At 64.7% G+C, this 25,363-nt stretch carries 20 protein-coding genes and 2 pseudogenes; 11 read left to right on the forward strand and 11 right to left on the reverse strand.

Features of this window, described 5'->3' with window-relative positions; all coding sequences use genetic code 11:
* Nucleotides 1–98: 98 nt before the first annotated feature.
* Together GTV32_RS15755 and GTV32_RS15760 are read right to left on the reverse strand one after the other, a co-directional pair.
* On the reverse strand, nucleotides 99–1,124 hold the full coding sequence (locus GTV32_RS15755) for a GAF domain-containing protein (RefSeq protein ID WP_161061115.1): 1,026 nt from the start codon (nucleotides 1,122–1,124) through the stop codon (nucleotides 99–101).
* A 3-nt stretch (nucleotides 1,125–1,127) separates the two neighbouring features.
* Nucleotides 1,128–2,507: a cytochrome P450 gene (locus GTV32_RS15760; protein ID WP_343287350.1), complete on the reverse strand. Its 1,380-nt coding sequence runs from the start codon at nucleotides 2,505–2,507 to the stop codon at nucleotides 1,128–1,130.
* Between the two features lie 251 nt (nucleotides 2,508–2,758).
* On the opposite strand from GTV32_RS15760, the gene GTV32_RS15765 reads away from it, so the two are divergent.
* The 4 genes from GTV32_RS15765 to GTV32_RS15780 all read left to right on the forward strand — a co-directional run bounded on the left by GTV32_RS15765 (nucleotide 2,759) and on the right by GTV32_RS15780 (nucleotide 6,437).
* Nucleotides 2,759–3,514 carry a hypothetical protein gene (locus GTV32_RS15765; RefSeq protein ID WP_161061116.1) on the forward strand — a complete coding sequence of 252 codons (756 nt, stop codon included), beginning with the start codon at nucleotides 2,759–2,761 and terminating at the stop codon, nucleotides 3,512–3,514.
* A gap of 154 nt (nucleotides 3,515–3,668) precedes the next feature.
* A complete protein-coding gene (trxB, locus tag GTV32_RS15770) occupies nucleotides 3,669–4,667 on the forward strand; it encodes a thioredoxin-disulfide reductase (RefSeq protein WP_161061117.1) in 999 nt (332 codons plus the stop codon).
* A gap of 44 nt (nucleotides 4,668–4,711) precedes the next feature.
* Nucleotides 4,712–5,050, forward strand: coding sequence for a thioredoxin (trxA, locus tag GTV32_RS15775; protein ID WP_161061118.1), 339 nt, complete (start codon nucleotides 4,712–4,714; stop codon nucleotides 5,048–5,050).
* 208 nt (nucleotides 5,051–5,258) lie between these two features.
* On the forward strand, nucleotides 5,259–6,437 hold the full coding sequence (locus GTV32_RS15780) for an N-acetylmuramoyl-L-alanine amidase (RefSeq protein ID WP_161062570.1): 1,179 nt from the start codon (nucleotides 5,259–5,261) through the stop codon (nucleotides 6,435–6,437).
* Nucleotides 6,438–6,439: 2 nt separating this feature from the next.
* Here GTV32_RS15780 and GTV32_RS15785 read toward each other — a convergent pair whose 3' ends face one another.
* From GTV32_RS15785 to rpmH, 9 genes and pseudogenes are all read right to left on the reverse strand, one after another.
* A complete protein-coding gene (locus tag GTV32_RS15785) occupies nucleotides 6,440–7,279 on the reverse strand; it encodes a hypothetical protein (protein ID WP_161061119.1) in 840 nt (279 codons plus the stop codon).
* A 141-nt stretch (nucleotides 7,280–7,420) separates the two neighbouring features.
* Nucleotides 7,421–8,533 carry a ParB/RepB/Spo0J family partition protein gene (locus GTV32_RS15790; RefSeq protein ID WP_161061120.1) on the reverse strand — a complete coding sequence of 371 codons (1,113 nt, stop codon included), beginning with the start codon at nucleotides 8,531–8,533 and terminating at the stop codon, nucleotides 7,421–7,423.
* Nucleotides 8,534–8,675: 142 nt separating this feature from the next.
* A complete protein-coding gene (locus tag GTV32_RS15795) occupies nucleotides 8,676–9,644 on the reverse strand; it encodes a ParA family protein (RefSeq protein ID WP_161061121.1) in 969 nt (322 codons plus the stop codon).
* A 143-nt stretch (nucleotides 9,645–9,787) separates the two neighbouring features.
* Nucleotides 9,788–10,498, reverse strand: coding sequence for a 16S rRNA (guanine(527)-N(7))-methyltransferase RsmG (gene rsmG, locus GTV32_RS15800; protein WP_161061122.1), 711 nt, complete (start codon nucleotides 10,496–10,498; stop codon nucleotides 9,788–9,790).
* Nucleotides 10,499–10,673: 175 nt separating this feature from the next.
* Nucleotides 10,674–11,402, reverse strand: coding sequence for a R3H domain-containing nucleic acid-binding protein (locus GTV32_RS15805; protein WP_161061123.1), 729 nt, complete (start codon nucleotides 11,400–11,402; stop codon nucleotides 10,674–10,676).
* A 79-nt stretch (nucleotides 11,403–11,481) separates the two neighbouring features.
* On the reverse strand, nucleotides 11,482–12,801 hold the full coding sequence (gene yidC, locus GTV32_RS15810; RefSeq protein WP_161061124.1) for a membrane protein insertase YidC: 1,320 nt from the start codon (nucleotides 12,799–12,801) through the stop codon (nucleotides 11,482–11,484).
* Between the two features lie 60 nt (nucleotides 12,802–12,861).
* Nucleotides 12,862–13,137, reverse strand: a pseudogene (gene yidD, locus GTV32_RS15815) (membrane protein insertion efficiency factor YidD); the annotation flags it as partial.
* Nucleotides 13,134–13,556 carry a ribonuclease P protein component gene (gene rnpA / locus GTV32_RS15820; protein ID WP_161061126.1) on the reverse strand — a complete coding sequence of 141 codons (423 nt, stop codon included), beginning with the start codon at nucleotides 13,554–13,556 and terminating at the stop codon, nucleotides 13,134–13,136. The pseudogene yidD and the gene rnpA, both read right to left, overlap by 4 nt.
* Nucleotides 13,557–13,609: 53 nt before the next feature.
* Nucleotides 13,610–13,753 (reverse strand): 50S ribosomal protein L34, encoded by a 144-nt coding sequence (gene rpmH, locus GTV32_RS15825; RefSeq protein WP_006337454.1) that lies wholly within the window; start codon nucleotides 13,751–13,753, stop codon nucleotides 13,610–13,612.
* A gap of 562 nt (nucleotides 13,754–14,315) precedes the next feature.
* Between rpmH and dnaA the strand changes: the two genes are divergently transcribed.
* From dnaA to gyrA, 7 genes and pseudogenes are all read left to right on the forward strand, one after another.
* Nucleotides 14,316–15,818 carry a chromosomal replication initiator protein DnaA gene (dnaA, locus tag GTV32_RS15830; protein WP_161061127.1) on the forward strand — a complete coding sequence of 501 codons (1,503 nt, stop codon included), beginning with the start codon at nucleotides 14,316–14,318 and terminating at the stop codon, nucleotides 15,816–15,818.
* A gap of 587 nt (nucleotides 15,819–16,405) precedes the next feature.
* Nucleotides 16,406–17,578: a DNA polymerase III subunit beta gene (dnaN, locus tag GTV32_RS15835; RefSeq protein ID WP_161061128.1), complete on the forward strand. Its 1,173-nt coding sequence runs from the start codon at nucleotides 16,406–16,408 to the stop codon at nucleotides 17,576–17,578.
* Nucleotides 17,579–17,626: 48 nt separating this feature from the next.
* Nucleotides 17,627–18,553: a phosphogluconate dehydrogenase (NAD(+)-dependent, decarboxylating) gene (gene gnd, locus GTV32_RS15840; protein WP_161061129.1), complete on the forward strand. Its 927-nt coding sequence runs from the start codon at nucleotides 17,627–17,629 to the stop codon at nucleotides 18,551–18,553.
* 1 nt (nucleotide 18,554) lies between these two features.
* Nucleotides 18,555–19,747 (forward strand): annotated as a pseudogene (gene recF / locus GTV32_RS15845) (DNA replication/repair protein RecF).
* Complete coding sequence (locus GTV32_RS15850; protein WP_161061130.1) at nucleotides 19,744–20,307, forward strand: DUF721 family protein; 564 nt, start codon at nucleotides 19,744–19,746, stop codon at nucleotides 20,305–20,307. The pseudogene recF and the gene GTV32_RS15850 overlap by 4 nt, the downstream one beginning before the upstream one ends.
* A gap of 321 nt (nucleotides 20,308–20,628) precedes the next feature.
* Complete coding sequence (gene gyrB, locus GTV32_RS15855) at nucleotides 20,629–22,704, forward strand: DNA topoisomerase (ATP-hydrolyzing) subunit B (RefSeq protein WP_161062571.1); 2,076 nt, start codon at nucleotides 20,629–20,631, stop codon at nucleotides 22,702–22,704.
* A 101-nt stretch (nucleotides 22,705–22,805) separates the two neighbouring features.
* A complete protein-coding gene (gene gyrA / locus GTV32_RS15860) occupies nucleotides 22,806–25,310 on the forward strand; it encodes a DNA gyrase subunit A (protein ID WP_161061131.1) in 2,505 nt (834 codons plus the stop codon).
* Nucleotides 25,311–25,363 lie beyond the last annotated feature (53 nt).

The following is a 25,363-nucleotide window of genomic DNA, read 5'->3' on the forward strand; positions in this document are numbered from 1 at the left end:
CGCTTCAGGCTCTGTGTGCGACCGAACTCGGACATCCGGAGCTCGGGAACATCCGCCTCGAGAGGCGCGCGTTTGTGTCGTTGATGCTAGCAGCCGGTTCAGGAGGTGGCGACGCGTGCGAAGCGCCCGACGAGCAATTGTTCACCCACCGCGCCCGGGTAGCACCGCAGTCTGAATCGCACGTGCACCCACGACCCGTCCGGCGCCAGCAGTCGCACGGCCGACGGCACCTCGTAATCGTCGAGTCCGTTTCCCAATCGCTCACGCGCACGCAAGAATTCGCCGAAGTCGTCGGGATGGATGAGATTTCCCGGCAGATCCGTATGGTGGACGACCGCCGATTCCGCCACATACCCGGGACGTGCCGACAGCCAGTAGATGAGGAACGGCACCACGTCGTCGGGATCGGCGGGATTGGTCCGGAATGCGACCAGCACCGCCGGCGGCACATCACCGTCACGGTCGAGGTCGGCCAACCGCAGTGCGGTGAGTGGATCGACGCGGATCGGTTCGGTGTCGGTGACGTCGTGGAACAGGCCGCGCACCTCGTCACCTTCGGGACCGGCACCGCTGCGCGCCAGACCGCGCCACGTCATGAGGTGACTGTCGTCGTGAAGGACGGTGAGTGGACCCTGGAATGTGGTGCGCGTGCCGTTGTTCGTACACAACTCGGCCAATTCGTTCAACGCATCGAACTGAACGACCTTGCGCAGGAACTGGCCTGGGTCTCGGGTATCTCCGAACCCGTCGGCGTCGTGCGACGACATCATGTACGACTCCAGGGTGTGGCGCGCGATCAGCGTCTGGGGATCCCAGTTGACGGACGCGATCGCACGTTCCGGTGACACCGGCTCGTCGGGGTTCCCGACCCAGGTCTTGACGCCGTAGACCTCACCCTCATATCCGAGGACCGGCTTCAGGACGATCCGGCGGTCCCCGAGTCGGCCTGCGACCACTCGACTGAGGGCCTGTCCGGACGCGATGACCTCGGCGACCGGACCGGCGACATCGATACCGTCCGAACGGGTCAGCGCGCGCACCGACCCCCATTCGCGAAACTCGCCCTCGCGAAAGACAATCGACATCGTGTCCGTTTTCAGGCACTCGATCAGATACCAGGTCATCGCTCAGCTCTTCCGCGACGTCGCGATGATGGTGAAGGGTTCCGGCCGCAGGGTGGCCCGCTCACGCATGACCAGCTCGTCCGAATGTTCCAGTCGGAAACGGAATCTGGACAAGAGTGTCGTCAGCAACAAATTCGCCTCATGCATCGCGAACTGCCGCCCGATACATGATCGGGGACCGGTCCCCCAGGGAGAGAAGAACTTTCGTGAACTGGCGGTGATGCGTTCGTCGGTGAAACGATCGGCGCGGAACTCATGCGCGTCGGGGCCCCACACATCGGCGTCGCGCTGTGCCGCCAGGGCCAGCACGAACACGCCTCGCCCGGCCGGTATGTGATAGCCGCCCAGATCCTGATCCGTGCGCGCCACGCGGAAGAAGCCCGGTGCCGGCGGCCACAACCGCAGGCACTCGTTGAGATAGTCGCGGATCTGCCGAGACTTCACCACGTCCTCGTAGGTCATCGGGGTCCGGTCGAGGCCGGTCGAGGCGATCCGGTCGGCCGTGGCCGGGTCGGCGGCGAGGTGATAGAGCGCCACCTCCATCAGTGCCGCGGTCGTCTCGTGCCCGGCGGCCAGGAATGTGAGCACCTGGTCGGCGACGTTGTGGTGGGGTAGCCGGGCGCCGGTCTCGGGATCCTCGGTCTCGAGCATCAAGCCCAGCAGATCGGTGTGATCGTGGTCGCCCGCTTGCAACCTCTCCTGGATGATGCCGTTCACGAATTCCCGGCATGCGGCGATGTCGGCGTTGCGCCGCCGCGCCCCGAGCAATTCACGAACCGTTCCCACCAGCGGCACGTCGTTGGTGGACTCACTTGCCCAGACCAACACGCGCCCAAGGGATGCCAAGAACTGCTCGGTTCCCTCGGCGGCACCGTCACGTCGCCCGAGTAATCCCATGCGGCACGAGAACCCGGCCCGACCGATCACTTCCAGCGTCGCCGCGGTCATGTCCTGGTGAACGTCGACCACCGGTGAGGCGTCCCATTTGGCCGCCAGGTCGTCGGCGACGCTCGCCATGGCGTCGTGGTAGACCCGCATCGCCGACTGCGAGAAACCGGGCGTCAAGATCCTGCGGGCCTGCGCCCACAGCGGATCCTTCGACCGTGCGGTGAACAGTCCCGCGCCTGCGAGTTCCCGTAACTGGGCGAGCGGTCCGACGAGCGCGCGGCCCCAGGAGCGTTCGTCCAGCGTCTGATTCGCCAGTTCGGCACCGCCGACGACGATCAGACGGTTCCCGAGCAACTCCCGCTGGAAGACGGGGCCGAGCTGAAGAGCCAACTCCGCCTCGTGCTGGGTCGGCCGCCGACGATCTGCTGACCGGATATCACCCAGGACGGGGATGCGACCCGGCGGATGTGGCAAAGCACTCAACGGCTTGCTCACGATGCGCTGCCTCTCGATGGTGGGACGATTGCCGCATTCCTGGGAACACGCTGCCACAGATGGTGCCAGCACACGGTGTCGACTTCCGAGCCGCCGGCACCGGTTTCGGATTCGACGGAACCGGACCGCGGACCGGTGCGTCTTAATCCTGACGATCACGATCACAGGCACGTCCAGATACCAGTCCGGCGCCGCGCTGAATCCACCCACGGTGGACCAGGTCCGGGGGAGAGAAGTGGGAGAGTGGAACGATGATCCCGCCGGGAGCAGATGACCACCCTGACAACACGGTGTCGCGCTACCCTCAGCCGCCCTACCCGGCCGATCTCCTCGCCGATCTCCATGCCGATGCCCTACCCACCGATGTCGCCGAGTACATGAGGTCGCGTCTCGCCGACGACCCCGACGCCCGTGCCATACTCGCCGCGCTCGACCGGACGACTGCTCAGCTGCGGGGGGCCACCGTGCCGCCGGTGCCCGTGCCCGCCGAGGTCGCCTCGAGGACCCGGCAAACGCTCGATGCCCTCGCGGCGGAGAGCTCCTCGTCCGACGGCGGCACCGTCGGTGAACTCGCGACACGCCGCCGGCGACGCACTCGCGCCCGCTGGTTGGCTGCCGGCGCGGTTGCCGCGGCGCTCGTGGCGGTGTTCGCAGTCATCGGCGTCCTCCGATCACCGGAGCCCGACCGTCCGGTCCAGGCGCAACCGTCCTCGTCCACTTTCCCCGGCCTCGGCCCCGGTGATCGTGTCGCGATGTTGTCCGTCCTGGGCAAGAAGGACTTTGCTCCGTTCGGATCGGAGGAGGCGTTGCGTCGCTGTACCGGCGCCAACGGCGTCCCATCCGACACCGTGGTCCTCGGCACCGGGCGGGCCACGATCCGTGGCCTCGCGAGCGTCGTGATCCTGCTGTCCACAGGGACCGCCGGACGCTTCGATGCGCTGGTCGTGGCACCCGACTGCACCACCGGCAATCCGGCCCGGATCAGCCGGACCACGATCGGCGGCTGACACCGCCCCCGGGTGGTCGGCATGGCCGACCACATGTGACCGACCACGCACGCCTCCCGCTGCCGGGAACATCTGCCCTTACCCTGATGTTGAGACAGCCGAGACACCCGGCGCGGAGTCGAGAATCCACCGCGCCGTCGAGCACGGAGGACGGATGACCCAGCCAGACAGCCAGCAGATCCACAACCTGATCATCATCGGGTCGGGCCCGGCCGGCTACACCGCCGCGATCTACGCGGCTCGTGCCGAGCTCGCGCCCGTCGTTTTCGAGGGCACGCAGTTCGGTGGCGCTCTGATGACCACCACCGAGGTCGAGAACTTCCCCGGCTTCCAGAGCGGTATCCAGGGGCCCCAGCTGATGGACGAGATGCGCGAGCAGGCGATCCGTTTCGGCGCGGACCTGCGCATGGAAGACGTGGACACCGTCCGACTCGAAGGTGAGATCAAAGAGGTCGAGGTCGGCGGCGAGGTGTTCCGCGCGCGTTCGGTCATCCTGGCCATGGGCGCGGCCGCTCGCTACCTGGGAGTCGAGAACGAGCAGACCCTGCTCGGACGCGGCGTCTCGGCCTGTGCCACCTGTGACGGCTTCTTCTTCAAGGATCAAGACATCGCCGTCATCGGTGGCGGCGACTCCGCCATGGAAGAGGCGACCTTCCTCACCAAGTTCGCGCGTAGCGTCACGCTGGTCCACCGACGTGACGAGTTCCGTGCGTCGAGGATCATGCTCGAGCGCGCCCGAGCCAACGAGAAGATCCGGTTCGTCACCAACGCCGCCGTGACTTCGGTGATCGGCGACAACTCGGTCACCGGCCTCGGGGTCACCGACACGAGGACCGGAGAGACCAGCACGATCGACGTGACGGGCATGTTCGTCGCAATCGGACACGATCCGCGCAGCGAACTCGTCCGTGGCCAGATCGATCTGGATCCCGAAGGCTACGTGCAGGTTGCCGGCCGCACCACGTACACATCGCTGCCGGGCGTCTTCGCCTGTGGTGACCTCGTCGACCACACGTACCGCCAGGCCATCACGGCAGCCGGGAGCGGCTGTTCGGCGGCGATCGACGCCGAGCGCTGGCTCGCCGAGCAGGGCGATATCGACAGCGACGCCGGACTCGAGGGCGAGTTCGTGGTCGTCGACGCGACTGCCTGATCTACCACCCGACATCTACTTCTGACGTCCATAAGGAGGACACCATGGGAGCAAACACCGTCGCCGTCACCGACGCGACCTTCAAGGACGAGGTGCTCGGCGCCGACAAGCCGGTCCTCGTCGACTTCTGGGCAACCTGGTGCGGGCCGTGCAAGATGGTGGCGCCCGTGCTCGAGGAGATCGCCCGCGATCACGGCGACAAGCTGACCATCGCGAAACTCGACGTCGACGCCAATCCCGGCGTGGCTCGCGACTTCCAGATCATGTCGATCCCGACCATGATCCTGTTCGAGGATGGCAAGCCCACCAAGACGATCGTCGGCGCAAAGGGCAAGGCTGCCCTGCTGCGCGAGCTGGACGGAGTCGTCGGCTCGCCCGCATGACCGATTGACCTGCGTTTATCCGGACGTCAGACGACGGACCGGAGCCGCAGGAGCCCGATGATGGCGCCCCTCGAGGCGCCATCATTTGGTCGTGCCCCAGGCGACCTGAAAGAATGCTCGGTGTTTGCGGCGGTGTGCGGTGAGCACCGATCTGGGGGACGCTGACACCGACACCCATCCACCGCGCTGCCTGGACGAGGAGATGCTGATGCCGTTGTTCCGACTCGGGGATCATGGCTCGGCTGTCGCCGAGATCCGGAACATCCTCGTCGGACTCAGACTGCTGACGTCGAGTCCGGCACCCGAGAGCATGTCCGGCACTTTCAGTGGCTGGACGCCTCCCGAGGCGATCTTCGATGATGCGTGCGATCGCGCCGTCCGGGCGTTCCAGCAGGAACGTGGACTGATCGTCGACGGCATCGTCGGCCCGGCAACGTATCGCGCCCTGCGTGAGGCCTCTTACCAACTCGGCACACGTGTGCTGCTCTATCGTCTGTCCGCACCGATGGTCGGCGACGACGTCGCCACCCTGCAGGCACGGCTCCAGAATCTCGGCTACTACACCGGGCTCGTCGACGGCACGTTCGGTGAGACCACCCACAACGCCGTCTGCCTGTATCAGAGCGAGTACGGCCTTTCCTCCGACGGCATCTGCGGACCGTCCACCCTGCGTTCCCTCGAGCGCCTCGGAACCCGGGTCACTGGCGGATCACCGCACGCCATCCGCGAAGAGGAACACGTCCGCCGATCCGGCCCACAGCTCTCCGGCAAGCGAATCCTCATCGACCCCGGTTCCGGTGGGCTGCACGATCTTTCATTCGGAGCGACCGCAGAACTCGAGTCGGCCGTGTTGTGGGATCTCGGCGCGCGACTGGAGGGCCGCATGGCCGCCGCCGGCATGGAGACGTTCCTGTCACACGACGGCCGAGGTCGCCCCAGCGATGATGAGCGCGCCCGCGTGGCCAATCTCGTGGATGCCGATCTGATGATCTCGCTGCGCTGTGCTCATTACCCCAACGACCGCGCACATGGTGTGGCGTCGTTCCATTTCGGCAACTCGCACGGGTCGTTCTCCACCATCGGACGCAACCTCGCCGGTTTCATTCAACGCGAGATCGCCGCCCGCACAAGTCTCACCGACTGCCGGACACACGAGCGAACCTGGGATGTGTTGCGGCTCACCAGAATGCCGGTAGCGCTGATCGACGTCGGCTACATCACGAACCAGAACGATGCCGAACTCCTGAACGATCCGAAGGCCCGTGACGTGATCGCCGAAGCGATTCTCGTGGCCGTGAAGCGCTTGTACCTGCTCGGTGAGAACGACCGTCCCACCGGGACGTATACATTCGCCGAACTCCTTGCGGCGGAGCGTCTTTCCAGCTGAATTCAGTGCTGTCGTCGGCCGACCGGCACTGTTGCCGGTCGCTCACGCCCGGCCAGATCCATCGCGGCCATCACCACCAGCTTCTCGAGAGCGTGTTCCACCTCGTGCTTCCATCCCAGTCCTTCGTCGAGTTCGAGGCGGAACCGGGGGAACCGGGGGTGCGACGCCACCAAGTCGAACCCTGAGTCTTTGAGGAAGTCCGCGTCGATGATGCACTCGGTGCACAGATCGGTCTGCGGGCTGTCGTGCATCGCGCGGGTCAGCTCGACGATTGCCTCATCCGACCAGAACTGCATCTCACTCGAGATCGATTCCAGTGCGCCGAGCTCTGCCACCTCGTCGTGTTCGGACGGAGACGGGCTGACCGCCGACGAATCAGCCGACTCCTTCGGCGTCCGGACGATACCGAATGCCTCCACGGCTCGGACACCACGACGGACCAAGTTGGTGATGACGCTGTCGAGGAGAATGGGCGCCGCTTCCTCGAACCCTGGCTCGGTACGAATCGACGTGAGAAGCACCGCGTCGGCGCTCACCGGGGAAGTGGGGAAGTAGCCCGAACGCGGAACACGACCGGGCGGGGCGTAGAACGCGGCTCCCACGTAGTGGCCGGTCTGTCCGTCCACGGCGACCTGCCCGCAAGTGCCCCATTCGAGGAGGACACCGGAGATCCACGCCTCTTTGTCGAACTCGCTCTCGAACGCCGACCCCACATTGCCGAAGATCTCGTTCTCGGTCGCGCGCGACGATGACGGATCCACTTCCCAGAAGACGCAACGACGCGTGTGCATCGGCAACGAATCGAACGATTCCAGATCGAGACGGGTCACCGCGAGATTCATCGCGTAGTCGCCGCCTCGGCCGGGTGCGAGAGATCGAAAGTGTAGTGCGACAAGAGATTTCGTACTGTCACCATCGTCCTCGCTGATCAAATGTCACTGTGACGTATCACCCGGGTACCCGCGTGAGGCCTCTTCACGGGGTCACGAGACCCCACGGGGGTCGACCACACCGACGATGCGTTCGAGATCCTCGACTGAGCCGAACTCCACCACGATCTTGCCTTTTCGCTTCCCGAGACTGACTGTAACTCTCGTGTCCAGCCGATCCGAAAGCCGTTCCGCGACGTCCTGCAGCCCGGGCATCTGCATCGGCTTCCGCTTCGCGGGGGAAGCCGGTGTCGACGAGTCCCGGTCGCCTCGATTCGAAAGGGTCACGGCTTCCTCGGTGGCCCGCACCGACATACCTTCCGCGACGATCCGAGCAGCCAACGCTTCCTGGGCGTCGCTTCCCGTCTCGAGGGACAGCAGTGCACGCGCGTGGCCGGCCGACAGCACACCCGCCGCGACCCGTCGTTGCACCGGCACCGGCAGCTTGAGCAATCGGATCATGTTGGTGATCAACGGCCGTGATCGGCCCAGCCGATTCGCGAGTTCCTCGTGGGTGACACCGAACTCGTCGAGCAGCTGCTGATAGGCCGCCGCCTCTTCCAGGGGATTGAGCTGGGCACGGTGAATGTTCTCCAGCAGCGCGTCGCGCAACATATCCGCATCGGCGGTCTCGCGAACGATCGCGGGGAGCGCTTCGAGTCCGGCTTCCTGACCGGCACGCCAACGCCGCTCACCCATCACCAACTGATACAGAACGCCGTCGTCGGTAGGAGCCGACAGCCGCCGCACCACGATGGGCTGCATGAGGCCGAACTCCTTGATGGAGTGCACGAGCTCGGCCAGTGCCTCTTCATCGAAGACCGTGCGCGGCTGCTGCGGGTTCGGCTGGATCTGCGACGGTGGGATCTCGCGATAGACCGCGCCCATCTCGTTCGCCGCCGACGCATTGGGATCCGGAGACGTGGCGTCGGAGGTCGCGTTGCCCTGAGTGCCGTCGGCGGCGGTGTCTGACCCCGAGGTGTTGCGGACAGACGAGCCAGGGGAGTCCGAGCCTGCCGGTGTGGTCCTGCCGATGACCACATCGGCGGCCGCGGAACCGAGACGGGGGCCGGTAGGTGCATCCCCCTCCGGTGGACCGGTGGGGATCAGCGCGGCCAGACCACGCCCGAGGCCGCCTCGACGCTGTGCAGTATCTCGCTGACTCACTGCTGTCCTCTCGCTGGGTACACCGGGTGTTTCGGCAACTGCCGTCCCACTACGACTTCGAATCCTATCCGTACCGACCGACGACAATCGGCACGCAGCGGCCGGACCTGCCAGGAAATGTTCGGGTGGTCGGAAGCGGAGGTCATGGCGCCACGCCTCGCAGGGCCAACTCCCGGCACGCGTCGAGATAGCTCATTGATCCACGTGAACCCGGGTCGTACTCGATGATGGTCATTCCGAATCCCGGCGCCTCGGAGACCTTCACGCTGCGGGGGATGATCGCCTTGAGTACCTTGTCTCCGAAATGGTTGCGGACCTCGTCGGCGACCTGATCGGCGAGTTTGGTCCTGCCGTCGTACATGGTCAGGACAACGGTCGAGACATGCAGCGACGGATTGAGATGCGCCTGGACCAACTCGATGTTGCGCAACAGCTGACCGACGCCTTCCAACGCGTAGTACTCGCACTGGATCGGAATGAGGACCTCTTTGGCCGCCACCATTGCGTTGACGGTCAACAGGCCCAGAGAAGGCGGGCAGTCGATGAGCACGTAGTCGACATCGAGGTCGCGAAGTGTGTCCTCATTCAGGGCGTTACGCAGACGATTCTCGCGTGCGACGAGAGACACCAACTCGATCTCGGCGCCGGCCAGATCGAGGGTGGCGGGGACACAGAGGAGCCGATCGTTGTTCGGGCTCTTCTGAGCGGCCTCCGCGAGCGTGACCTCGCCGAGCAACAGTTCGTAGACCGACGCGATGTCCGGAGCGCGGTGGTCGATACCGAGTGCGGTACTTGCATTGCCCTGGGGATCGAGATCGACGACCAGAACTCCCAGCCCGTGCAGCGCCAGGCCGGCGGCAAGATTCACCGCGGTCGTCGTCTTGCCGACACCACCCTTCTGATTGGCGATGGTCAGGATGCGGGTCTTCGGCGGGCGTGGCAGCTGTCCGGACCCACCTGGGGTGAGGACCTGGCTCGCGCGAGCCGCGGCGGCGGCTATCGGAGTGTCATGGAACTCCGGACGTATTGTCGATGGGCCTGGGCTGGGCGGGGTAGGGGACCCGCCGCCGACTGTGGTTTCACGTGAAACACTCGGGTCCTGATCGACCACGCTTGGACTCCTTCGCCCGACTTCGTAACTTTCGGCAACCTGCCCCGCGTGGGCATCACGACCATCTACGGCTTCAGATGCCGCAGACCGATCACCGGTCTGCCGTCTATTCTGCGCCCTCCGTGGACTCCACACCAATCCGGTCACCCCTTCTTGTTACGTGTTCGCGAATGCCTACCCGAGCCCGCGCCGCCACGCCGCTTGGTCCCGATCACCACCGTGGTCGGCACTTCCAAAACACCCCTGCCACACTGTTCCACCCGCAGGTCTGAGAGACCGGCCCGACCGACCACGTCGCGGTCTCGCTCAATCTCCTCGCCGGCAGAAGAGCCCTTGATGGCCACCATTCTGCCGCCCTCACGAACGAGAGGTCCCGACCATTTCGCCAAGCGCTCCAGAGGTGCAACAGCGCGTGAGGTGACCACGTCGGCCTCACCGACCGCCGCCCGCACCACCTTCTCTTCGGCACGGCCCCGAACCACCGTCACGTCGAGGTCCAACTCGTCGACGATCCGTTGCAAGAACTCACTGCGACGAAGCAGTGGCTCCACGAGGGTCACCACAAGGTCCGGGCGTGCGATGGCGAGTGGGATCCCGGGCAGCCCGGCCCCGCTGCCGATATCTACGACGGTCTCACCGCGGTCTATGACGTCGCCGATCACAGCACAGTTCAAGACGTGGCGATCCCACAGACGCGGAACCTCGCGCGGTCCGATCAGACCGAGAACCACGCCGTCTCCGGCCAGCGCGGTGCTATATCTCTCCGCCGTACCCAATCGGTCACCGAAGACGGTGAGCGCCTCTGGGGGAGCGGGCCGCGGCTCGTCGCCCTCGGCTGGTTCCACGTGAAACATCCTTTCGTCGGCGACGCTTGCTATAGCCATGTTTCACGTGAAACGCAGAGGTTCGCTCGCTGTGTTCCACGTGAAACCACACCCACTACGACCTAGTTACACCAATGTGATTACCGGTGCCAGATACAACAAAGTCCCGGCCGGAACCGGGACTTCATCGCGTGCTCTCGCAACACTAGCTGGAACGCAACACCACCACACGACGCTTCGGCTCGGCGCCCTCACTCTCGCTGACGACGCCGTCCACCGCAGCCACCGCGTCGTGGACGATCTTCCGCTCGAACGGAGTCATCGGGTCGAGTTCCTCACGGACACCCGACTCTCGAACGCGCTCAGCGACCTCGGTGCCGATCCGGGCCAGACGGTCCCGACGATCGGCGCGCCACCGCGCGATGTCCAGCATCAGCCGGCTGCGATCACCCGTTGCCTGCTGCACGGCCAAGCGTGTGAGTTCTTGAAGTGCATCGAGCACCTCACCCTTACGACCAACCAGCTTGGTCAGATCATCTCCACCGTCGATGCTCACGATCGCGCGGTCGCCGTCGACGTCCAGGTCGATGTCGCCGTCGAAGTCCAAGACGTCGAGGAGCTGCTCGAGATAATCGCCGGCGATCTCACCCTCTTCGACCAGACGCTCCTCGTCGTCGACTTCTTCCTCGTCGTCGGAGTTGTCGTCGGAGTCATCGTCAGCGTCGGAGTTGTCGTCAGCGTCAGCGTCATCGTCATCAGCACCACGATCCGTGGTCCCAGATCCTGAGGGCTCCGTTGCGTCGGTCGCGGTCTCGTCGCTTGCGGTCTCGCCTGTCGCGGTCTCGACCGCGTCGCCACCGGTGGCCTCTTCGGCCGGCTCGGCGGCGTCGTCGCGGATCTCCTGCTCGTCCTGTGCAGCGGTCTCTGCTGTCATCTCAATTCCACCTAACTCTGCTTCTGATCAACGTCTCTGGTGCCACCCGCGAAAGGGGAGGGGAGTGGCTGCCCTTGGATCAGCGGCGTCCGCCGGGACGGCCGCCCTTCTTACGCTTCGCGTTGCCCTTGCGGTTCTTGCCGGCCACGTGAGCAGTACCCGATTTCTGGCCTGCCGACGATTTCTGTCCGCCACCGGACTTGGCACTCGAACCGGACTTCGCAGTCTGTCCCGCAGAGCCCGCACCGTCCACACTCGGCGACGACGCATCCGTGGCATCAGTCGCATCCGAACCCGACGCCACAGCATCGGCCTCGGCGGGGGACGTGCCGGCATCAGCCTTCGGTCGACGGTCAGGACGGAGCCAACGCTGCAAGCCGCTCAGCGGGCCGGCCGACGTCGCCACCGCAGCGGCCGGTGCCGCCGAAGCCTGTTCGTCCACGTCTCCAGCTGACTCACCCTTGGCAAGTTTTCGTCCGGGATCCGGCCGGGCACCGGGCTTCGGCGCATTGGCTTTCTGCTTTTCCTGCTTCTCGAGCTTCGCGGCTTCTTCTTCCTTCGCGATTCGCCCGAACACGAGGTGCTGCTGGCCGTAGGTCCAGATGTTGTTACTCATCCAGTACAGAAGGATCGCCACGGGGAAGAACGGCCCGGTCACCAGGATGCCCAGCGGGAAGATGTACAACGCCAGCATGTTCATCATGCGGGTCTGTGGGTTCTCGAGCGCAGCCTCCGGCTGCCGAGCAACCGACGCCCGCGAGTTCATGTGCGTGGCGATGGACGCGATGATCATCATCGGGATCACCACGATCGCGATCTGCGTGCGCGTGAAGTCGATGGGTGCACCCGGCTGGACGAATGCCTGGAACTGCTCGACCGGTTCGGTGATGAACGCCGACAACGGGACACCGAACAGACGTGCGTCGAGGAAGTTCTGCACCAGTTCGGGGCTGAAGGCATAGTTGCCGACCTCGCGGGTCTGCTCCGGAGACATGCCCAGCTGTCCCATCCCGGTGGCCGTCCGGTTGAACGAACGGAGCACGTGGAACAGACCGATGAAGACCGGGACCTGCAGCAGCATCGGCAGGCAGCCGAGCAAGGGATTGAACCCGTGCTCCTTCTGCAGCTTCTGCATCTCCTCGGTCATCTTGACGCGATCCTTGGCGTACTTCTTGCGGATCGCCTGAAGCTGCGGATTGATCTCCTGCATCTTCTTCGTGGTGCGGATCTGCTTCACGAAGGGCTTGTAGAGGATGGCGCGCAGGGTGAACACGAGGAACACCACCGACAGCGCCCAGGCCACACCGTTGCCTCCCGGGTTGTCCGGCGTGATCTCCGCGAAGATCCAATGCCAGACCCACATGATCCAGGAGACCGGGTAGTAGATGAAGTTGAGCACGGGTCAGTTACCCCTAACCTCTGACGGTGTGTTTTCGGTGGCTCTGAAGAGTTCCCGGATCCCACGCTCGGGTACCGGGTCGTAGCCGGGTTTGTGCCACGGGCCGCATTTGCACAGCCGCACGATCGACAACCACCCGCCATACAGGAATCCATGGCGGGTGAGGGCCTCGACGGCATAGGCCGAGCACGTCGGCTCGAATCGGCATGTGGGTAGCCGCAGTGGGGAGACCCAGGTGCGGTAGAGCTCGATGAGGAAGATGATGATCCGCCGGGGCAGGAGATAGAACCACCGCTTCGGTGTTATCTGCTCATCCCCGTGGTCGGAGTCGGTCATCGCAATGCCTGACGGTCGGAAGGGTCGAAAGCTTCTCGCACTCGGCGCCGCGACAACGCATCGGCGAGCTGTTCTGAGAGTTCGGTGCTGCTCTGTTCTGCTGTCGACCTGCGGGCCCGGATCACCACCATGGTCTGGGGGAGCGGGAACTCACCGCGGCACAACTGGAACGCCGCCCGGAGCCGGCGTGCCACGCGATGCCGGATCACCGCATTACCGACGGTCTTGCTGACGATGAGTCCGAGCCACGGTCCGCCTGTGCTGGCGATACCGGGACTGCGGGGATCGTCGAGATCGACTGTCGAGCCGGTGAGTGGCAGGACGTGGACAACGAGGTCACGCGTCGTCACCCGCACACCGGCTTTCAGCGTGCGATCGAAGTCGGATCCGCGAGAGATCCGATGCGCAGCAGCCACCATCGATACCAGCGACCGGCGATGTCGAGGACACCGCCGGTGTTGTCGCTGTCGGGTCAGGCGGTGAGCTTTGCGCGGCCCTTGCTGCGGCGACCGTTGACGATGGCGCGGCCCGCGCGGGTACGCATCCGCAACCGGAAACCGTGCACGCGTGCGCGACGACGGTTGTTGGGCTGGAAAGTCCGCTTTCCCTTGGCCATGGGTGACTCCTTGTGCTCCTGCGTGGCGCCGCGCCGACTGCACGCGCGAACCACATCCTTCTTGGTGGTCTTCTGATCCCGGTGCGGTGCCGAACTGGTGTCGGTTGGGCGTCCATGGATGAGCCGACCGGTCCGAGCTGCGTCGGAACCGATCACCACAACCACAGGCCACCGCGCAAATACGCAACCTGGATGACCAGTCGAGACTACTGAGTACGCCTCAGCAAATCAAACGGGCCCAAGGCAAACACCGCCCCACGTGACGTCGCACACAGGTCGTCCGAGACCGGCCGCCCTCGGGGCACACAATCGGGGTGACCTAATCCACCGATTCACTTTGTCGGCGGGACTGCACTCTGTTAACTTCGGGCGCAGAGTCAACGAAGAGAACGATTCAGTGGACCCTTCCGGCCGCCAGAGCACTCAGCGCACCCCCAGATCTGTACACAGCTGTGGACAACCATGTGGACAACTCGGGGCAGGGTGCGGCAAGGTGACATCCTCATGACCAACGCTGGTCGTTGTTCCGGTAGGAGGACCTGGCATTTATGAGTGATGCACCGTGATGAGTGATCGCGATACGTTTGGCGAGGTCTGGCAAAGCGTGGTGGCCGAGCTCAACAACGATGCCGCCGCCCACGACCACGAGCCGTTGACCCGCCAGCAGAAGGCATGGCTCTCGCTCGTCCAGCCACTCACCCTCGCCGAGGGCTTCGCGCTGCTCACCGTTCCGACCCCCCTCGTCCAGGAACAGATCGAACGCAATCTTCGCGACACCATCCGGTCTGCGCTCAGCCGGCACCTCGGCCAGCCCGTCGACCTCGGCGTCCGCATCTCCACCCCCGTGGTCGAGGAGACGCTGCCCGAACCAGTGGCGCCGTCCACCGAACGGTCCGATTCCGCCGTGGCCACCGTGACGCCCCCGGCGCCCGCCCAGAGCGGCTTCGACGGACGACCGGAACGTGCCACCTCCTCGGAGCCTGCCGACTGGTCGACCTACTTTGCCGAACGGCCGACCGCCGGACAGTCTCCCTCGAGTGCCAACCTGAGTCCCAAGTACACGTTCGACACCTTTGTCATCGGCGCCTCGAACCGGTTCGCCCATGCGTCGGCCGTGGCGGTTGCCGAGGCACCCGCCCGCGCCTACAACCCGTTGTTCATCTGGGGCGAATCCGGCCTCGGCAAGACCCACCTGCTGCATGCGGCCGGGCATTACGCACAGCGACTGTTTCCCGGGATGCGGGTGAAGTACGTATCCACCGAGGAATTCACCAACGACTTCATCAACTCGCTGCGTGACGACCGGCGGGTCGCGTTCAAACGGCGTTACCGCGACGTCGATGTCCTTCTCGTCGACGACATCCAGTTCCTGATCGGCAAAGAAGGTATCCAGGAAGAGTTCTTCCACACCTTCAACACGCTGCACAACGCGAGTAAGCAGATCGTCGTGTCGTCCGATCGCCCACCGAAACAGCTTGCAACACTTGAGGATCGGCTCCGGACCCGATTCGAGTGGGGCCTCATCACCGATGTCCAACCGCCCGATCTGGAGACTCGGATCGCGATCCTGCGCAAGAAGGCGCAGATGGACAACATCGCCGTGCCCGACGACGTGCTCGAACTCATCGCGTCGAAGATCGAACGCAACATCCGCGAGCTCGAGGGCGCCCTCATCCGGGTCACCGCCTTCGCCTCACTCAACAACGCCGACCTCGACAAGTCCCTCGCCGAGGTCGTCCTACAGGCGTTGCTGCCCAATTCCGGGACGCTCGAGGTCAGTGCGGCGAGCATCCTGGCCATCACCGCGGAGTACTTCGATATCTCGGTCGAGGAACTCCGCGGCCCCGGCAAGACCCGATCGATCGCGCAGGCACGTCAGATCTCCATGTACCTCTGCCGTGAGCTGACCGACCTGTCACTCCCGAAGATCGGCGAGACGTTCGACCGCGACCACACGACGGTCATGTACGCCGAGCGCAAGATCCGCAAGGAGATGGCCGAGCGACGCAAGGTCTACGACCACGTCCAGGAACTCACCGCGCGCATCAAACAACGCGCCGTCTGAGCCCGACCGGCACCAACTCTCGACTCGAACCACAGGGTTTGTCATGCACGGATCCGCTGGATCCGGGCCGATTCGGCGACAGATTGTTGTCATCACCAGATGTGGATAACCCTCGGGATAACCAGCGCTCGCCTGTGCAGCAAGCGTGGAGCGTCATTGAACAGTCGCCGGACTCCACATGAACGAGTGAACGCCTCCACAGATATCCACCGCGGGTCCACAAGCGCCCGTCCGCCGTGACCAGCCACGATCGCCGTTTGTGCACAGATCCACAGGCCCTATTACTGTCATGGATCCTTCTCTAAAGAATCTCTTCTAAGAGAAGGGACTGTGCACAGTGAGCACTCGAGCGTGCCGAGCCCGGCGACATCGTCGCGTTCAGTTCCCCCCAACACCTCCCCGTCTGGCACCCTCGTTCTACAGTGGAATCCCCACCCGGAATCCCATTCGCACAAGCGCGTGGAACTCCGGCGGGAATCCCCATGCGAACCGCTCACGCACTCGCGCCGGGTCGATCCGGATCGGTGCTCGGCGGATTCGGGTGGACGGGGCGAGAGTCAGCAGACGAAGAAGGGCAACCACCCAGCATGAAGTTCCGTGTCGCGCGTGACGAGTTCGCAGATTCCGTTGCCTGGGTGGCCCGCAGCCTGCCTGCCCGCCCGCCGGTTCCGGTCCTCGGATGTGTTGTTCTCACCGTCGGCGATGGCGGTGGCCTCGAGGTCTCGGGGTTCGATTACGAGGTGTCCGCCCAGGAGACCGTCGCAGCCGAAGTCGCCGAGCCCGGCAAGGTGCTCGTCTCCGGGCGACTTCTCGCCGACATCACCAAGGCGCTGCCCAACAAGCCGGTCGACGTGAGCCTCGACGGCACGCGTGTGGCCATTGCCTGTGGCAGTGCGAAATTCTCCCTGCCCACGATGCCGGTCGAGGACTATCCGGAACTGCCCACCCCGCCGTCGGTCACCGGAACCATCCCCGCACAGATTTTTGCCGAGGCGATCGGGCAGGTGGCCGTCGCCGCCGGCCGCGACGACACACTTCCGATGTTGACCGGTGTGCGCGTGGAGATCGAGGGCAATCGTGTGGTCCTGGCCGCCACCGACCGGTTCCGACTGGCCGTTCGCGAGCTGGAGTGGGATCCGTCCGCCCCCGACACCACCGGTGCGGTGCTGGTGCCCGCCAAGACCCTCTCCGAAAGCGCTCGGACTGCGGGATCCGAGTCCACCGGCCAGATCTCGTTGGCATTCGGTACCGGATCCGGCATCGGTGGCGAAGGGATCCTCGGGATCCTCGGCGAGACGAAGCGCACCACCACCCGGTTGCTCGACGCCGAGTTCCCCAAGTTCCGTCAGCTGCTGCCGGCCAGCCACACCGCGATCGCGACCATCGAGAGCGCACCGCTGATCGAGGCGATCAAGCGTGTCGCCCTCGTCGCCGAGCGCGGTGCGCAGGTGCGGATGGAGTTCAGCGAAGGCACTCTGCTCTTGACCGCAGGCGGAGACGAGGCCGGCAAGGCCGAGGAGGAACTCGCCGTGCAGTTCCACGGTGAGCCCTTGACCATCGCATTCAATCCCGGGTACCTGCAGGACGGGCTGTCGGCCATCGGCGTCGCCTCGGTGGATTTCGGATTCACCACGCCGAGCCGGCCGGCGGTGCTGCGTCCGTCGACCGGCGAAGAGCCGGTGGCCGACGAGTCCGGCGCATTCGTCGCACCCGACAGTGTCTTCACCTACCTGCTGATGCCGGTACGGCTTCCGGGCTGACCTGCGGATCCGTCACATACCCAATCGCCACCGAGCGGAGGATCGTCGATGCAACTCGGACTGGTCGGTCTCGGCAAGATGGGTGCCAACATGCGCACCCGGATCCAGGAGGCCGGACACCAGGTCGTCGGCTATGACCCACGGCCGGAGGTGTCCGACGTCGGCTCGCTCTCGGAGATGATCGCCGCGCTCGAGACGCCGAGGGTGATCTGGGTGATGGTGCCGTCGGGGGATCCGACGCGTTCCACGGTGACCGAACTCGCCGGCCTGCTCGATGCCGGTGACCTGGTGATCGACGGTGGAAATTCCAAGTACACCGATGACCTTCCGAATGCGCAGGCGTTGGGGGACAAGGGAATCGGTTACATCGACTGCGGTGTGTCGGGTGGCGTCTGGGGTCTGGAGAACGGCTACGGACTGATGGCAGGCGGCAGCGATGACGACGTCGCGCGGGCGATGCCGATCTTCGACGCACTGCGGCCACCCGGCGATCGTGCCGACGGTTTCGTCCACGCCGGTCCGGTCGGCGCAGGTCATTACGCCAAGATGGTGCACAACGGAGTCGAATACGGGCTGATGCACGCCTACGGTGAGGGCTACGAATTGCTCTGCGCCGAACCGCTGATCACCGATGTCGAGGGCACCCTCCGGGCATGGACGCAGGGGACTGTCGTGCGGTCCTGGCTGTTGGAACTGCTGGTCCGGGCATTGCAGGAGGATCCGGGATTCTCCGAGATCTCCGACTACACCACCGATTCCGGCGAGGGACGATGGACCGTCGAGGAGGCCATCCGGCATTCGGTGCCGGCAAACGTCATCTCGGCGGCGTTGTTCGCCCGATTCGCATCACGTCAGGATCAGGGATCACCGGCGCTGAAGGCGGTATCGGCGCTGCGTAACCAGTTCGGCGGACACGCGGTCACCGACAAGCAGGGGCGTTCGGTCGGCGAAACCGGTACGCCCCTCGCGGATTGACGTGTTCGTTCGCGACCTGCGTCTGCGCGACTTCCGGTCCTGGCGCGAGATCGAGCTGACCCTCCGGCCTGAACCGACCATCTTTGTGGGCCGCAACGGATTCGGGAAGACGAACCTGCTCGAGGCCGTCTTCTATCTGGCGCATCTGAGGTCACATCGGGTCAGTTCCGATGCGCCGCTGGTCCACAGTGGTGCCGACGCGGCCCTCGTCACGTCGACGGTGGAGAACGCCGGACGCGAACTGACCGTGCAATTGCAGATCAAGGCCGAGGGTGCCAACAAGGCAACCGTGAACGGCAGCCCGTCGCGTCGATCGCGTGACATCCTCGGGATCCTTCGTGCGGTGATGTTCGCACCGGAAGACCTCATGCTGATCCGCGGCGACCCGTCGGATCGCCGACGCTTCATCGACGAATTGGTCGCGCAACGTGGACCACGTTGGGCAGCAACGCGTTCCGACTACGATCGCGTTCTTCGCCAGCGATCCGCGCTGCTGAAGACCGCCGGGTCCGCGTTGCGACGGGGTGGATCCGACGCGGATTCGGTGATCAGCACTCTCGACGTGTGGGATGGTCAACTCGCCGATCTGGGTGGCCAGGTGACCGCAGCGAGGATCGAGGTGCTGAGGGACCTCACCCCCACGTGACGGAGTCCTATGCGGCCATCGCGCCGCACTCGCGTGCGGCCGGTCTGGCATACCGTGCTGCCGCCGGAGCCGATGTGGTGCCCGAGCCCGATGCTCCGGTCTCGGCCGAGGAGATCAGTGAGATCCTGCTGGCGCGTCTTGGCGAACTGCGACCCAAAGAGATCGACCGCGGCGTCAGTCTGGTCGGTCCACACCGCGACGACATCGACATCGTGCTCGGCGATGACGTCGCGAAGGGTTTCGCGAGCCACGGCGAATCATGGTCGCTGGCCCTGGCCCTACGCCTCGGATCCGTCGAGCTGGTCCGGGCCGATGGTGTGGAGCCGGTGATCATGCTCGACGACGTGTTCGCCGAACTGGACGCGCAGCGCCGAGCGCAACTCGTGGCCTTCACCGAATCCGCCGAGCAGTTGTTGGTCACCGCTGCCGTCGCGGACGACATCCCATCGGCCATCGCGGGTCGACGCGTCAATGTCGACGTGACGGAGGAGAATGGGTCCCGACGCTCGTTCGTGAGCGGCGACGACATGGGGGAGGGCTCCACATGAGCGACGACTCGGCCGCGCCCGACCGGCCGGATGGCACCGGTTCACCGTCGTCCGGCTATGAACTCGCGCGACAGGCGCTCGAGGAGGCGCGTGCCGCTGCACGCGCCGCCGGCAAGTCCGTCGGCCAGGGACGTTCCTCGCCGATCACAGGTCCTCGCCGCACCGCAGGCCGCCGTCGGCGCTGGTCCGGCTCCGGCCCCGACGGTCGTGACCCACAGCCGCTGGGACGCCTTGCCGGCCACATCGCCAAGGAACGTGGCTGGGAGCCGCGTATCGGTGAGGGCACTCTGTTCGGCATGTGGGAGCAGATCGTCGGCACCGACATCGCCACGCACGCGCGGCCAACAACGCTGAGCGACAACGTCTTACACATCCAGGCCGAATCCACCGCGTGGGCCACACAGCTCCGGTACATGCAGTCGACCATCCTGGCGAAGATCGCCGCCGCCGTCGGTGACGGGATGGTGACGAGTCTGCGGATCACCGGTCCCAAGGCGCCGTCGTGGCGCAAGGGACCCAAACACATCTCCGGCCGGGGTCCGCGGGACACCTACGGTTGAGGAGGGGCCCGGCGGGGCCTAGCAGATCCAGAACCGCAAAGCGAGGTCAGCTTTCCCCAGAACGTAGATTTGCCGCCGACCCACGATCGGACCGGCATCGGATGAAGAAAATCGATCTACGCGGGCGTTAGCGGCCCCGGATGCCCGTTTCTGTTCGGGTCAGGCAGTACTATGTAGTAGTTGTCCCGACAGGGGTGGACGTCAGCCGGTCTCCGGGCCCGGGCTGTATCCCGATCTCGTCCGCGTCACCGGCGCGGGTGAGTCGACGTGTGTCCATCGCTGCCGGGTATCACCGAGACAGAAGAGGAGCGGACGCAACTCGTGGCCGACACCAACGACACCAACCGGTCTGACAGCCCTGCGGCGAAGAAGAACCGGAAGCCGAAGAAGTCAGGCGAGTACGGCGCCGATTCCATCAGCATCCTCGAAGGTCTCGAAGCTGTCCGGAAAAGGCCCGGCATGTACATCGGGTCCACCGGCGAGCGAGGCCTCCATCACCTGATCTGGGAGGTCGTCGACAACTCGGTCGACGAGGCGATGGCCGGCCACGCGAGCCGAGTGGACGTCACCCTCCTCGAGGACGGCGGTGTCCAGGTGGTCGATGACGGCCGCGGCATTCCGGTGGACATGCACAAGACGGGTGTGCCCACCGTCGAGGTCGTCATGACGCAGCTGCACGCGGGCGGAAAGTTCGACTCCGAGGCCTACGCGGTCTCCGGTGGTCTGCACGGTGTGGGTATCTCCGTGGTCAACGCGTTGTCGACGAAGGTCGAACTCGAGATCAACTACGGCGGCTTCCACTGGGACCAGACCTACGATTACGCCAAGCCGGGTCCGCTCAACCAGGGTGAGGCGACCCGTAAGACCGGTACCACCGTCCGGTTCTGGCCGGATGCCAAGATCTTCGAATCCACCACGTTCAGTGCCGAGACGATCGCGCGTCGTCTGCAGGAGATGGCGTTTCTGAACAAGGGCCTGACCATCACCCTCACCGACAATCGTCTCAGTGACGAAGCGGCGGTTGCCGAGGCCGAGATGGAGGAGGGTGACGACTCTGCCGAGAGCATCAAGTCGGAGGCCGAGAAGGCGCAGAAGGCGGCCAAGGTCCGCACCCGGACCTACCACTATGCCGACGGCCTGATCGACTACATCAAGCACCTGAACCGCACCAAGAACGCGATCCACACGTCGGTGATCGGATTCACGGCCAAGGGCACCGGGCATGAGCTCGAGCTCGCGATGCAGTGGAACGCCGGCTATTCGGAGTCCGTCCACACCTTTGCGAACACGATCAACACCCACGAGGGTGGCACCCACGAAGAGGGTTTCCGCGCGGCGCTGACCAGCACGGTCAACAAGTACGCCTACGACAAGAAGCTCCTCAAGGAGAAAGACGGCAAGCTCACCGGCGACGACATCCGCGAAGGTCTCGCAGCGGTCATCTCGGTGAAGGTCGGCGATCCGCAGTTCGAGGGCCAGACCAAGACCAAACTCGGCAACACCGAGGTCAAGAGCTTTGTGCAGAAGACCTGCAACGAGCATCTCGGCCACTGGTTCGAGGCCAATCCGGCCGAGGCGAAGACCATCGTCAAGAAGGCGGTCGACTCGGCTCAAGCACGTCTCGCGGCCCGTAAGGCGCGAGAGTTGGTGCGTCGCAAGACCGCAACCGACATCGGCGGATTGCCCGGAAAGCTCGCCGATTGTCGCAGCAATGATCCCAGCAAGTGCGAGGTCTACATCGTCGAGGGCGATTCGGCGGGTGGCAGTGCCAAATCGGGCCGCGACTCCATGTATCAGGCGATCCTTCCGTTGCGCGGCAAGATCATCAACGTGGAGAAGGCACGGATCGACCGCGTGCTGAAGAACACCGAGGTCCAGTCGATCATCACGGCGTTCGGAACCGGCATCCACGACGAGTTCGACATCAGCAAGCTGCGCTATCACAAGATCGTGCTGATGGCCGATGCCGACGTCGACGGACAGCACATCTCCACGCTCCTGCTCACGCTGCTGTTCCGGTTCATGCGACCGCTCGTCGAACACGGACACGTCTACCTCGCGCAACCGCCGCTGTACAAACTCAAGTGGCAGAAGAGCGAGCCGGAATTCGCATATTCCGACCGCGAACGTGACGGCCTGCTGGAAGCCGGGCGAGCCGCGGGTCGCAAGATCAACACCGACGACGGCATCCAGCGCTACAAGGGTCTCGGCGAGATGAATGCGAAGGAACTGTGGGAGACCACGATGGATCCCTCGGTTCGCGTGCTTCGTCAGGTGACCCTCGACGATGCGGCCGCCGCCGACGAACTGTTCTCGATCCTGATGGGTGAGGACGTGGCCGCGCGCCGCAGCTTCATCGCCCGTAACGCCAAAGATGTTCGCTTCCTGGACGTCTGACGCCATTCGCCGGTTGAGGTGCGAGGAGCGCGAGCGACGAGCCTCGAAACCCTTGATGACCGCGAATCTCGACTCTTTGTCGCTGAAGGGAAACCGAAGACATGACTGACACCACGCTGCCACCCGCCGACGGGGCCGGCGACCGGATCGAACCGGTCGACCTCGGCCAGGAGATGCAGAACAGCTACATCGATTACGCGATGAGCGTGATCGTGGGTCGCGCACTCCCGGAGGTCCGCGACGGACTCAAGCCGGTGCACCGCCGACTGCTCTACGCGTCCTTCGACGCGGGTTTCCGACCCGATCGTAGTTACGTGAAATCGGCCAAACCCGTTGCGGAGACGATGGGTAACTATCACCCGCACGGTGATAGCGCCATCTACGACGCGTTGGTACGCCTGGCGCAGCCGTGGTCGATGCGCTATCCGCTCATCGACGGGCAGGGCAACTTCGGATCCCGTGGCAACGACGGTGCGGCCGCCATGCGTTACACCGAGGCCCGTCTCACGCCACTGGCCATGGAGATGCTGCGCGATATCGACAAGGAGACAGTCGATTTCACGCCCAACTACGATGGCAAGACCAACGAGCCGACTGTTCTTCCGTCGCGTATCCCGAATCTGCTGATCAACGGATCCGGCGGTATCGCGGTGGGTATGGCGACCAATATTCCGCCGCACAACCTGAACGAGGTTGCCGCCGCGGTCTTCTGGGCCCTCGACAATCCGGACGCCGACGACGAGGCTTTGCTCGCCGCGTGCATGGATTGCGTCAAGGGCCCCGATTTCCCCACCGCTGCACTCATCGTCGGCGGCCAGGGGATCAAGGACGCCTACACCACCGGGCGCGGCAGCGTCCGGATGCGCAGCGTCGTCGACATCGAGGAGAACAAGGGCACCACGACCCTCGTCGTCACCGAGCTGCCGTACCAGGTCAACCCCGACAACCTGATCCAATCGATCGCCGAGCAGGTCAACGAAGGAAAGCTCAAGGGCATCAGCAGGATCGAGGATCAGTCCTCGGACCGTGCGGGTATGCGCATCGTCGTCACGTTGCGCCGCGACGCCGTGGCGAAGGTCGTCCTGAACAACCTGTACAAGCACAGCCAGCTGCAGACCAGCTTCGGTGTCAACATGCTGTCCATCGTCGACGGTGTGCCGCGGACCCTGCGTCTCGATCAGATGATCCGGTACTACGTGGCGCACCAGATCGACGTGATCGTGCGGCGGACCCGGTACTTGCTGCGCAAGGCCGAAGAACGTGCCCACATCCTGCGTGGTCTCGTCAAAGCGCTCGACGCGCTCGACGAGGTGATCGCATTGATCCGTGCGTCGGCCAACACCGAGTCCGCGCGCACCGGACTGATGGACCTGCTGGAGATCGACGAGATCCAGGCAGATGCCATCCTCGCGATGCAGCTGCGCAGGCTCTCTGCCTTGGAGCGGCAGAAGATCGTCGACGAACTCGCCGAGATCGAGCGTGAGATCGCCGATTACAAGGACATCCTGGACAAGCCGGAGCGGCAGCGGGCAATCGTTCGCGACGAGCTCGCCGAGGTGGTCGAGAAGTACGGCGACGAGCGTCGCACCAAGATCATCGCCGCTGACGGTGACGTCTCCGACGAGGATCTGATCGCACGCGAAGACGTCGTCGTGACGATCACCGAGACCGGTTATGCCAAGCGGACCAGGACCGATCTCTATCGCAGTCAGCGCCGTGGCGGCAAGGGCGTGCAAGGTGCCGGCCTCAAGCAGGACGACATCGTCAAGCACTTCTTCGTCAGCTCGACACACGACTGGATTCTGTTCTTCACCACCAAGGGACGCGTGTACCGCGCCAAGGCGTACGAGTTGCCCGAGGCGAACCGCACGGCTCGTGGCCAGCACGTGGCCAACTTGCTGGCCTTCCAGCCGGAGGAGCGGATCGCACAGGTCATTCAGTTGAAGACCTATCAGGATGCGCCGTATCTGGTGCTCGCCACCCGCAACGGGCTCGTCAAGAAGTCCAAGCTGGAAGACTTCGACTCGAACCGTTCAGGCGGCATCGCAGCCATCAATCTGCGCGGTGAGGACGAGCTCGTCGGCGCGCAGTTGTGCAGTGCCGATGACGATCTGCTGCTGGTGTCGCAGAAGGGGCAGTCGATCCGATTCCACGCCGATGACGAAGCACTGCGGCCGATGGGTCGACAGACCTCCGGTGTGCAGGGCATGCGTTTCAACGGCGACGACGAACTCCTGTCGCTCAACGTGGTCCGCGAGGGCACCTACCTGCTGGTCGCGACCTCCGGTGGCTACGCGAAGCGGACCGCGATGGACGATTACCCCGTCCAGGGGCGCGGCGGCAAGGGCGTGTTGACCATCCAGCACGACCGTCGGCGTGGCGAGATCGTCGGTGCGTTGATAGTCGACGATGATTCGGAGTTGTACGCGATCACGTCGGGTGGAGGGGTGATCCGGACCGGTGCCAAGCAGGTCCGACGTGCTGGTCGGCAGACCAAGGGTGTGCGCCTGATGAACCTGGGCGAGGGCACCACGTTGCTCGCGATAGCCCGCAACGCGGACGAACCGGACGAAGAACTCGATGGATCGGCGGGTTCGGGCAAGTAGCGTCCGGGCTCGGCGACCGGTAGCAGTTAGTGTGGGTCATACGACCACCGAAT

It is taken from the genome of Gordonia sp. SID5947, assembly GCF_009862785.1.
Classification (GTDB): domain Bacteria; phylum Actinomycetota; class Actinomycetes; order Mycobacteriales; family Mycobacteriaceae; genus Gordonia.